Below are 10,796 nucleotides of genomic sequence, written 5' to 3' on the forward strand. Positions count from 1 at the left end.
CCTCTGAGTCTTGAAGTGGGGGTCTTACTGCCCGTTAGACTGCGATAAACGGGGGCATTGATTTTTATAGAGCAGCAGGGCTGGAAAAATTCCTTTCCTGCTGCCGGGATCAGCCAATCCACTTGGTTTATTATTGTTTGAAAAATCGCACTAAAATGAATGAATCATCATTCATATTTTTATAATAGTAGGACAATTCATTTGTGTCAACAATTTCCCTGTAAATTTATTTTATTATTGCATTTCCTTTATATCTGGACAAGCTTATTGTCACAAAAATAAAGAGCCGATTGAAAATCGGTCTCTGAAGCTAAGCCCGCTTTTCCTCTTCTTCTTTAAATTTCTTCTTTTCTTCATCCACTAATGCCCTTCTCAGTATTTTTCCAACTGCTGTCTTAGGAAGCTCTCCGCGGAATTCATATAGCCGTGGAACTTTATAAGCAGCCAGATGCTTTCTTGCAAACTGATCCAGTTCTTCTTCCGTTGCCTCTTTTCCCTCCTTCAGCACAATATAAACTTTTACTGTTTCTCCGCGATAAGGATCCGGTATTCCGGCAGCAACCACTTCCTGTACTGCTGGATGCTCATATAGTACTTCTTCTATTTCACGCGGGTAAATATTGAATCCTCCTGCAATAATCATATCTTTCTTCCTGTCCACTACATAGAAATATCCATTTTCATCCATATAGCCCAGATCACCTGTGAGCAGCCAGCCATCCCTTAAGGTTTGCTCCGTCTCTTCCGGGCGGTTCCAATAGCCTTTCATTACCTGAGGCCCTTTAACAGCAATTTCGCCAACTTCTCCTGCAGGAAGTGCTTCTCCTGTTTCCAGTGAAAAAATAGCTGCATCTGTATCAGGCCATGGGACACCTATACTGCCTTTGACACGGGGACGATCCCATAAGAAGTTTGCATGTGTTACAGGTGATGATTCAGTCAAACCGTAGCCCTCTACAAGCTTTCCTCCTGTTATTTCCTCAAATTTCTGCTGGACTTCAACTGGCAGGGCAGCAGATCCGCTAATGCAGGAGTCTATAGAAGAAAGATCATATTTTTTTATATCCGGATGGTTCAATAACCCAATGTAAATAGTAGGCGCTCCAGGAAATAAGGTCGGCCTTTGTTTATGAATGGTTTTCAGGGTAGTTTCGGGATCAAACTTCGGGAGGAGGACCATTTTATGCGCATCCATTACAGATAAAATCATGACTGTTGTCATTCCATACACGTGAAAGAATGGAAGTATGCCAAGCACCGTCTCCTCGCCGCGCCTGCACTTATAAAGCCAGGCCTTGCACATCGCTGTATTGGATACCAGGTTGCTGTGAGATAGCATGACACCCTTAGGGAACCCGGTCGTGCCGCCTGTGTACTGCAATAATGCCAAGTCTTCTTCAAAATCAAAGTCATGGATTCTAAGAGGCTCAGCCGGCCTTTTTAATATTTCTGACAGTAAATGATTATGACCTTCATGCTTTACATTAACAACGATTCCATATTGTTTTTTCTGGATAAAAGGATATATTAAATTTTTAGGGAATGGAAGTGCATCTTTGATTGCCGTTACAATTATATGCTTCACTTCTGTCTGCGGCATCACTTTGGCCACTCTGGGAAATAAGATATCCATTGTAATAATCGCTTTTGCTTCTGAATCATTCATTTGGTATTCCAATTCCCGTTCCATGTACAGCGGATTTGTCTGGACAACAATTCCGCCAGCCATTAGAATTCCATAATAGCTGATAACAGACTGAGGAGTATTCGGAAGCATGATCGCTACGCGGTCTCCCTTTTCAATTCCGAGACTCTGCAAATATGCAGCAAGCTTCAGGGAAGAGTCATATATATATTTATATGTGAATTCCTTCCCCATAAAGTGGATTGCTATTTTTTCCGGAAATTCTTCTGCAGCATTTTTCAAATAATCCTGTACCGGCTGTTTGGGATATGACAAAGTTGAGGGGATTTCTGCCGGATATTGCTTAAGCCATGGTTTTGCTTCTGCCATTTTGTCCCTCCTTTATTCTTGCTAAACTTTCAGATAAGCGATGCACTCCTTTTGAACTTTTTGAACATTCTAACTGTTCGTTCTTATTATAATATAATGCTGGATCTATGACAATTAGAATAAGACCTTGCACACAGGTAGAAATTTTTACATAGGCTGTCCAGTCTATTTGTAATATTCTTCTAATGGTAAAAATAAAAAAAATCGCCATATGAATTGGCGATTTCCTCATTTCCCTATTTCACAAAAATATTATGCAATGAAAAATATATAAATGGCCCCTATAAGAAGAAATACTCCGCTAAGAACCAGCAGAACCTTTGCTAACTTTTCCAATGTTAATTCTCTCCTTATAATAAACCTGCACCAATGACATAAGACAAACCGATTGACAGTACCATGGAAATAAAGCCGACAGCTTTGTTATTATTCTCAATTTCTTCGTCTATTCTAAACTTTGGTGTTAAAAATTCAAATATGAAATAGCCTATTAACAGAAGAAAGAAGCCAAAAACTCCCCATGTAATCATTGTCAGCAAGGTATCATTATGCATGATGGAGTGCCTGAAAATATTGGCGATCCCAAAAATCTTCCCGCCAGTCGCCAAAGCTACAGCAAGATTCCCGTTTTTTATTTCGTCCCAATTGCGATACTTTGTGACTAATTCAAAAACTGCTAGAAATACGATCATACATAAAATGACAACACTGTAATAAGCAGCTGTCTGGATAAACTCATTTTCCCAAAATTCTTTCATTTATACTCTCCCCGCCGGTATTAAATCCCCACCCCCTCTGACTAATTATAAGGGGGGAAGGAAGCTTATTTGAATTCAACGATTGTAACCCCTGTGCCGCCTTCTCCAGCTTCACCAAACCGGATTTTCTTTACAGATCTGTGATTTCTCAAATATTCCTGAACACCCTGCCTCAATGCACCGGTCCCTTTACCATGAATGATGGAGACACGGGGATATCCAGCCAGCAGGGCATCATCTATATATTTCTCCACTCTTAAGAGCGCGTTTTCATAGCGCTCGCCCCGTAAATCAAGCTCAAGGCTTACGTGAAAATCTCTTCCTTTCACCGTTGCCACTGGTTTTGTTTCCACAGGTTTTGGGCTTTTAATGTATTCCAGATCCTTTTCGGCCACTTTCATTTTCAGGATACCAATCTGAACCTGCCATTCGTTCTCAGACACCTTTTCAAGCAGATGCCCTTTCTGCCCAAAACTCAGAACCTTAACCTCATCGCCGGCTTCAAAAGCGTGTTTTGTATTCTTTGGCTTTAGTTTATTTTTGGCTGTGCTCATCTGAGGTGCAGCATCGGACAGGCGTTTCTTTGCTTCTATCAGCTCATGTTCCTTCACCTCAGCATGTTTCTCCATCCGCATCTTTCTTAAGTCACGGATAATCTCTTCCGCTTCAGCCTTGGCTTTCTCAACGATATCGCCGGCTTTCTCTGCAGCCTTCTCATACATAGCATCTTTTTGCTCATAAAATTCTGCCATTTGCTTTTGCAGATCTTTATGGAGTTTTTCTGCGCTTTTCAGAAAGTCATTGGCTTCTGCCATGTCAGCCTCTGCTTGTCTGCGGCTTTCCTCCAGTGAAGCAATCATATTTTCAACCTGATTTGTATCTGTTCCGATATAGGATCGTGCGGTCTCAATCACTTGATCATTGAGCCCAAGCCGTTTGGATATTTCAAAAGCATTGCTTCGGCCCGGAACCCCAATCAGCAGCTTATAGGTTGGACTTAGCGTTTCAATATCAAATTCTACACTGGCATTGATAACTCCTTCTCTGTTATAGCCATAGGCTTTCAGTTCAGGGTAATGAGTTGTGGCGATAACTCTTGCACCCCGCTTGTATACTTCGTCAAGAATGGAAATCGCGAGAGCTGCACCTTCCTGCGGATCTGTGCCTGCACCAAGCTCATCGAATAAAACCAGACTATTGAAATCAACCTGGTTAAGAATATCCACGATATTAACCATGTGAGAAGAAAAGGTACTTAAACTTTGTTCAATTGACTGTTCATCTCCGATATCAGCATAAACATTTCCGAAGACAGCAGTTTCTGAACCATCAAGCGCCGGGATTTGCAGACCGGCCTGTGCCATCAATGTGCAAAGCCCTACTGTTTTTAAAGTAACTGTCTTCCCGCCGGTATTCGGTCCCGTAATGACAATGGTTGAATATTCATCTCCGAGCTTAATATCATTTGCCACTACTTCATCAATTGGAATAAGCGGATGCCGGGCTTTGAATAATGAAATTTTCCCTTGATTATTAATTTTTGGCTTGGAGGCTTTTATGCGTTTACTGTATCTGGCTTTTGCAAACGTAAAATCGACTTCTCCGAGCACATCTACAATGGTGTCCAGTTCACTGCTATTTTTAGCTGTCTGTCCAGAGAGCGCTATGAGAATCCGCTCGATTTCCTGCTGTTCTTTCACCCTGATGCCCTGTAATTCATTGTTCAGCTGAACAATGGACGCGGGCTCAATGAATAATGTCTGGCCGGATGAACTTTGGTCATGGATAATGCCTCCATAATGCCCCCGGTACTCCTGCTTTACAGGTATGACAAATCGGTCATTTCGAATTGTAATAATCGCATCGGAAAGCATTTTTTGTGCGCTGGAAGACCGGATCATGCTCTCCAGGCGCTCCCTTACGCGCGATTCTTTTGTACGAAGCTGATTTCGAAGGGAACGGAGAGTCTCGCTTGCACTGTCAAGAACTTCCCCATTGTCATCGACCGCATTGCGGATGGATGTTTCCAAGTCCGCCAGAACGATAATTTTATCTGTATATCCCAATAGGATCGGCAGGCTGCTTTCTTCCTCGGCAAATTCCTCGATGAATCGTTTCATCTGCCTGCTTGCATGAATCGTACTGGATATCTGGTTAAGTTCCTGAGGACTTAGCATCCCGCCAATAACCGCCCGCTTCACATGAGGACGTATATCAAAAATGCCGCCAAGCGGTACATTCCCTTTGATTCTAAGCACTGTTACGGCTTCATCTGTTTCTTCCTGTCTGCGGATTACCTCTTCATAGTCAGTTGAAGGAAGAATTTTTAAGGCCTTTTTTCTTCCCAAGGATGAAGAAACATGTTCAAGCAGCTGTTCCTTCACTTTATTGAACTCAAGTATCTTCAATACTCTTTCTTGCATGAGGACTTTCCCCTTTCATGCCCAATTTTCCTACTGGCGTTCTTTCAGAAATTTGAGCAAATCTTCTGTTTCCATGGCATTTAGAACGGATTCTTTCTTGATCCACCCTTTCTTTGCCGCAGAAACGCCGATTTCCATGTGATTTAAAGTGTCTATTTTATGTGCATCTGTATTAATCACTATTTTCACACCGGCTTCCTGAGCTTGTCTGATATGTTCGGAAGCAAGATCAAGCCGGTTCGGATTTGCATTCAGCTCAAGAGCTGTATTGGTTTCCCTGGCGAGCTTGATGAGCATTTCCATGTCTACTTCATAGCCTTCCCTGCGGCCGATCAATCTTCCCGTAGGATGGGCAATAATGTCAACATGGGCATTCTGCAGCGCAGTTTTCAAGCGGGCCATGATTTTTTCCTTCGGCTGTGAAAAAGAAGAATGGATGGAAGCAATAACAATGTCCAGCTCCTCCAGAAGTTCATTGTCATAATCGAGCGATCCGTCAGGCAGAATATCCATTTCTACCCCTGATAATATTGTGAAATCATCGAATTGCTCATTAAGCCGCTTTATTTCTTCTTTCTGTCTGCGAAGCCTTTCGGCTGTCAAACCGTTCGCCACTCTCAGGTATTGGGAATGGTCTGTTATCGCCATGTATTTATAGCCGCGGGCACGGCATGCTTCAATCATTTCCTCTATGGAATAGGCGCCATCACTCCAGGTTGAGTGCATATGAAGATCACCCTTAATATCTTCAAGAGAAATAAGTTCCATGTCTTGCTTGTATTCATCTACTTCTTTTCCATCTTCCCTAATTTCAGGAGGGAAGAATGGAAGCCCAAAATGGGCGTAAAATTCCTCTTCACTTTTGAATGTAAGAATTTCACCTGTTTCTGTATTTTCGACTCCATATTCACTGATTTTTTCCCCGCGCTCTTTGGCAAGCTGGCGCATTCTGACATTATGGTCCTTTGATCCAGTAAAATGATGGAGTGTTGTAGCAAATTCATGCGGCTCAACTAATCGGAAATCAGCCGATATATCATAGGAATGCTGAAACACAACCGAAACCTTTGTATCACCTGCTGCAATTACTTCTTTAATGCCGGCCAGACTTAATAACTGCTCTTTGACAGAAGCAGGATTGCCGGTAGCTATAATAAAGTCGAGGTCTTTGATTGTTTCCCTCATCCTCCTTAAGCTTCCTGCCCTTGAATATTTTTCTATATCCTTCATTTCAGCAAGGGCTGCTTCTATGTCTTCTGCAATTGGCAGCATGAATGCAAGCGGGAGCCGTTCCGGTCTGGTTCCTGCATTTTCAAGAGCAGCGAGTATCTTCTCTTCAGATTTTTCCCCGAAGCCAGCCAGTCCCCGGACCTTCTTATTGCGGCAAGCATCCTCAAGATCTGCAGCATTTTCGACGCCAAGCTCTTTATATAACTTGGCGATTTTCTTGCCGCCAAGCCCCGGGAGCTGAAGCAGTGGAATTAAACCGGAAGGGACTTCTTCTTTCAGTTCATCAAGTACAGAAGACTTTCCTTCTTTAATGTACTCCTCAATAACAGCAGCAGTGCCTTTACCGATGCTGGATAGCTTTGTAAAGTCATCAATTTCAGTCAAGCTCTCATCATTCGATTCAAGTGCGAGTGCCGCTTTTCGGAACGCAGCTGTTTTGAATGGGTTCTCTCCTTTTAACTCCATATAAACAGCGATTGTTTCTAAAAGTCTGACAACATCTTTTTTATTTATACTCATGAAAACCACCTGCCCGTAACTGTATTCGTATCCGTATTATCTCTTATTTTGCAGTGCAACTTCAAATCATGGCTATCTTTAAGAAAAGCGAAAGCGCCTTGCCCACACCCGACACCTCGAGGGGGTAGGCGCTGGAGCTAGACAGTTATCGACGTTCAAAGTCTTACTTGTTTGTCAAAAAGAAAACTTCTCTAGAAATAGAGAAGTTACGCAGCCATATATTCAACCCACATTTCTTTGAGCTGGTTAGAGAGAACAGGCGTATTCTTAACCATTAATTCTGCCATAAAGGAATTATTGATCGGCCCCTGCAGGACTTCGATTGGAACGAGTGCTGCTATGTATAATAGAATAAACATGATAAGATAGACTTCGATAAATCCGAGGATTCCGCCAGCCCAAACATTCAGCTGTTTCAGGACCGGAAGATGGGCAACAAAGTCGAGCATGCTTCCAATAATCTGCAGTAATATTTTTACCGCAAAAAAAATCACGACAAATGCAATGGCGCGATAGTAAGCATCTTCAAGATCTGCATTCTCAAATAACGTCTTAATCGCAGAGTCACTGCTAAAGCTTGGATATGGCACCCATAAGGTCAGCTTAGGCGCAAGCTCACCGTAATACATACGGGCTACAATGAAAGCAATAATGAATCCGGTCAAATGAATTAATTGGAGGATAAAGCCTCTTTTCAAGCCTATAAAAAAACCAAAAACCAAAATAATGATAATTGCAAGATCCAGCATGACTACTTTCCGTCCTTTACTCTATTTAATTCGTTTTCCAGCCGTTCCAGACGGTCTGTTAGTTTTATATAATCATTAACAGCATTGACTGCGGTCAGCACGGCCAGCTTACTAATGTCGAGTGAAGGATTCTTTGAACTGATCTCACGCATTTTATCGTCAACCAGCGAAGCGACAAGGCGAACATGGCTGGAGCTTTCTGAGCCAACTATTACATATTGCTGTCCATAAATATCTACACTAGTTCGGTTTCTTTGTATCTCTGACAACGTCCATGCCCCCTTCTTTAAAGAATCCTAATCAATATCATAACACGAACGCATATTGGTGGGAAGTCAAAGCATGTCAGAAGAGCTCGGTTAATGCAATTTTTCCAAATATAGGGAATGGATTCAACAATATACTAAGATGAGGAGAATCAATATGAGCCAGGTAGTACTTTTAAAAAAAGCAAGTGAAATCTCAAAAATGAAGGCCCATTATTCAGGCAGCCTAAATGACAAGCAGCCTCCAGGAAGCGTATTTGCTGCAAAAGTGCCAGGATGTTCGATCACTGCCTATAAATCAGGCAAGGTTCTCTTCCAGGGGAGAGGATGTGAAGCAGAGGCTAAAAAATGGGGAGATACTGCACGCAGTGCACAGCTCAGCAAAAAAACCAGCCCTGCCGCAGCAAACCTGCCGGAAAATATCAGTTCCCTTTCAGTCATAGGTTCAGATGAAGTGGGTACCGGGGATTATTTTGGCCCCATTACGGTGGTTGCAGCTTACGTAAAAAAAGATCAAATCCCTCTGCTGAAGGAGCTTGGAGTTAAGGATTCAAAAAATCTGGGAGATGAAAAAATCATTGAAATCGCAAAACAGATTAAAGATATCGTTCCCCACAGCCTGTTAACACTGCATAATGAAAAATACAATAAGCTTCAGCAATCAGGGATGTCACAGGGAAAAATTAAAGCATTGCTGCACAATCAGGCAATCGGGCATGTTTTAGGGAAAATCTCTCCTGAAAAGCCTGAAGCCATTCTGATTGACCAATTTGCCAAGGAAGAGATTTACTTCAACTATTTGAAAAACCAGCAGACCATACAGAGGGAGCGGGTCTTTTTCAGCACAAAAGCGGAAGGAATCCATTTGGCAGTTGCAGCAGCATCCATTCTGGCACGCTATGCGTTTGTGCACCACTTCGAAAACCTTAGCACAAAGGCCGGTTTCCGGCTCACTAAAGGCGCTGGCCCGAAGGTTGATGAGGCGGCTGCCCGGCTTATTAAGGAAAAGGGGCGTGAGGCATTGCCTTCTTTTGTAAAACTGCACTTTGCGAATACTGAAAAGGCAATGAAGCTGTATAGCAGGAAGTATAACTGATGATGAAGCAGTCAATTTAGGGAGATTGGCTGCTTTTTTACCGTTTGAGAGGCCATAATCCTTTTGAGTATATCTTTATCGGCCAATAATCAGAGTTTATCGGCCATTTTTGGGTATTTAACGGTCAAAATGAGAGATTTATCGGCCAAATGTACTCTTTTAAGGGGTCCTACCAACAAAAAGCGCAAAACATACGCTAAGCAAATTTCGCCATAAAGAAAGCCGATTTTTCCTACGTTAAGGAAGTATCGGCTTTTCTTATTGTACACTAAAGTAAAAGCCCATTTTTTATTTGACATTAACGTTGCGTAATACCTTAACCTTGTAATGTGGAGGTGAATTACGCTGCTTACAACTGGAGAAGTTTATAAAATAACTGGACTTACTGAACGCTCTATACGATACTATTCTAATTTAAATTTATTGAAAGCAAATAAGAATGACAACGGTCAATTGGTTTTATTCAAGTCAGACTTCGAAAAAATTGTGCAAATTCTCGCTGCAAAGATAACAGGTTATAAACTTAAAGATTTAATAGACCGACAACCTTCATTAAGTTGTATTAAAAATGACATGACTCAAATGATTACAGATCTAGAAAATATATTATTTCATTTGGACTTAACTGACTCCGAAGAAAATCTTATGAAGAATATAAAGTTGCTTCAAAATTACAATACTAGATATTTACGAAAGAAGTGATTGAAATGAGCATGAACTATAAATTAGTTAACACAATAGAACAATACGAAGAATTACTTGCAATTACGGATTTGGAAGAAAGAAGAAATTATTTTCGTTATACAATGATGACGCCATTTAAGGAAATGTGGAATTTAATAAACGTTCCTATAAAAGCAAAACAAGAAAATGGTTATGATGTTTTAATGGCTACGAAAATGCTAGGTTACGCAGACATTTCTAACGATAAACAAATTCAACAAGGACTATCTATCTTAAATGATAATAATGCCTTTGTGGTAGCAGAGAATACTATCAAAAACTGTATAGAAAAAGCTAATAAGGAAGGATTGAAAGTGAATGCCGATGAAATAAAATTTGGATTGTATGTTGCAGACCCCGACAAATTGAAGCTTCAGAAGGGATATACGGGGTTTGGAGGTATTCCCGGGTTTATTACTGTGAATATTTATCCAAATGATTACAATTTGCCTAAACTTCCTGCTGTTATTGCCCATGAGTTCCATCACAATATTCGTTTTTCTTATTTTGATTGGGATCATGGAAATGTAACAGTGGGAGATTATCTTGTCATAGAAGGTTTGGCGGATTCGTTTGCAAAAGAACTGTATGGAACAGAACAGCTAGGACCTTGGGTGACTAGTATGGACAAAGACGATTTAGAGTACTCAACTTATGTTATTGGAGAGGCTTTAAACATAAAAGGATTTGCCGAGGTAAGTAGCTATATGTTTGGTGATGAAATTGCCAAACAAGAAGGATATCAACCTGTAGGCCTTTCTTTTTGTTCTGGTTACGCAGTAGGTTATGAGGTTGTCCAGTCCTTTATGAAAAAGCAAAATAAAACGATATATGAAACAACGTTAATGTCTAGCGAAGAGATCATTAATGGATCTGGCTTATTTTCTTCCTGACGGGGCGAATATTTAGTTAATAAGAAGTAAAAATACACTAGTCATTTATCCATTTAATACAATAAGAGCATGCCTTAATGTAAATTTTTTTAAAACATGCTCTTTTGATCTTCTTAGCAACAACT

9 protein-coding genes are annotated in these 10,796 nt (G+C 41.1%); 3 read left to right on the forward strand and 6 right to left on the reverse strand.

Translation table 11 applies throughout. From position 1 onward, the window contains the following. Window positions 1-310 precede the first annotated feature (310 nt). The 6 genes from BFI01S_RS19265 to zapA form a co-directional block, all read right to left on the reverse strand. Window positions 311-2,014, reverse strand: a complete 1,704-nt coding sequence (locus BFI01S_RS19265; RefSeq protein ID WP_061794048.1) for a long-chain-fatty-acid--CoA ligase — start codon at window positions 2,012-2,014, stop codon at window positions 311-313. Window positions 2,015-2,364: 350 nt separating this feature from the next. Further along, window positions 2,365-2,772: a DUF350 domain-containing protein gene (locus BFI01S_RS19275; RefSeq protein ID WP_061794050.1), complete on the reverse strand. Its 408-nt coding sequence runs from the start codon at window positions 2,770-2,772 to the stop codon at window positions 2,365-2,367. 65 nt (window positions 2,773-2,837) lie between these two features. Further along, window positions 2,838-5,195, reverse strand: a complete 2,358-nt coding sequence (locus BFI01S_RS19280; protein WP_061794051.1) for an endonuclease MutS2 — start codon at window positions 5,193-5,195, stop codon at window positions 2,838-2,840. A gap of 30 nt (window positions 5,196-5,225) precedes the next feature. Further along, the gene (polX, locus tag BFI01S_RS19285; RefSeq protein ID WP_061794052.1) at window positions 5,226-6,944 is read right to left on the reverse strand and encodes a DNA polymerase/3'-5' exonuclease PolX; all 1,719 of its coding nucleotides are present in this window, start codon (window positions 6,942-6,944) and stop codon (window positions 5,226-5,228) included. A 206-nt stretch (window positions 6,945-7,150) separates the two neighbouring features. Continuing rightward, complete coding sequence (locus BFI01S_RS19290) at window positions 7,151-7,693, reverse strand: CvpA family protein (RefSeq protein ID WP_061794053.1); 543 nt, start codon at window positions 7,691-7,693, stop codon at window positions 7,151-7,153. A gap of 2 nt (window positions 7,694-7,695) precedes the next feature. Beyond that, window positions 7,696-7,962 carry a cell division protein ZapA gene (gene zapA, locus BFI01S_RS19295; protein ID WP_009333202.1) on the reverse strand — a complete coding sequence of 89 codons (267 nt, stop codon included), beginning with the start codon at window positions 7,960-7,962 and terminating at the stop codon, window positions 7,696-7,698. 154 nt (window positions 7,963-8,116) lie between these two features. Here zapA and rnhC point away from each other — a divergent pair, with 154 nt between their 5' ends. The 3 genes from rnhC to BFI01S_RS19310 all read left to right on the forward strand — a co-directional run bounded on the left by rnhC (window position 8,117) and on the right by BFI01S_RS19310 (window position 10,671). Next, window positions 8,117-9,055 carry a ribonuclease HIII gene (rnhC, locus tag BFI01S_RS19300; RefSeq protein ID WP_061794054.1) on the forward strand — a complete coding sequence of 313 codons (939 nt, stop codon included), beginning with the start codon at window positions 8,117-8,119 and terminating at the stop codon, window positions 9,053-9,055. Between the two features lie 345 nt (window positions 9,056-9,400). Continuing rightward, on the forward strand, window positions 9,401-9,757 hold the full coding sequence (locus BFI01S_RS24625; RefSeq protein WP_206700497.1) for a MerR family transcriptional regulator: 357 nt from the start codon (window positions 9,401-9,403) through the stop codon (window positions 9,755-9,757). 11 nt (window positions 9,758-9,768) lie between these two features. Then, entirely contained in the window at window positions 9,769-10,671 is a 903-nt protein-coding gene (locus BFI01S_RS19310) for a DUF2268 domain-containing putative Zn-dependent protease (RefSeq protein WP_025911946.1), read from the forward strand. The last annotated feature ends 125 nt before the right edge of the window (window positions 10,672-10,796 follow it).

Source organism: Cytobacillus firmus NBRC 15306 (assembly GCF_001591465.1).
GTDB lineage: Bacteria > Bacillota > Bacilli > Bacillales > Cytobacillaceae > Cytobacillus > Cytobacillus firmus.

Excerpts from the sequence above, each read along its gene's own strand:
- BFI01S_RS19265 (WP_061794048.1), bottom strand. The coding sequence starts at position 2,014 with ATGGCAGAAGCAAAACCATGGCTTAAGCAATATCCGGCAGAAATCCCC.
- BFI01S_RS19275 (WP_061794050.1), bottom strand. The coding sequence starts at position 2,772 with ATGAAAGAATTTTGGGAAAATGAGTTTATCCAGACAGCTGCTTATTAC.
- BFI01S_RS19280 (WP_061794051.1), bottom strand. The coding sequence starts at position 5,195 with ATGCAAGAAAGAGTATTGAAGATACTTGAGTTCAATAAAGTGAAGGAA.
- polX (WP_061794052.1), bottom strand. The coding sequence starts at position 6,944 with ATGAGTATAAATAAAAAAGATGTTGTCAGACTTTTAGAAACAATCGCT.
- BFI01S_RS19290 (WP_061794053.1), bottom strand. The coding sequence starts at position 7,693 with ATGCTGGATCTTGCAATTATCATTATTTTGGTTTTTGGTTTTTTTATA.
- rnhC (WP_061794054.1), top strand. The coding sequence starts at position 8,117 with ATGAGCCAGGTAGTACTTTTAAAAAAAGCAAGTGAAATCTCAAAAATG.
- BFI01S_RS19310 (WP_025911946.1), top strand. The coding sequence starts at position 9,769 with ATGAACTATAAATTAGTTAACACAATAGAACAATACGAAGAATTACTT.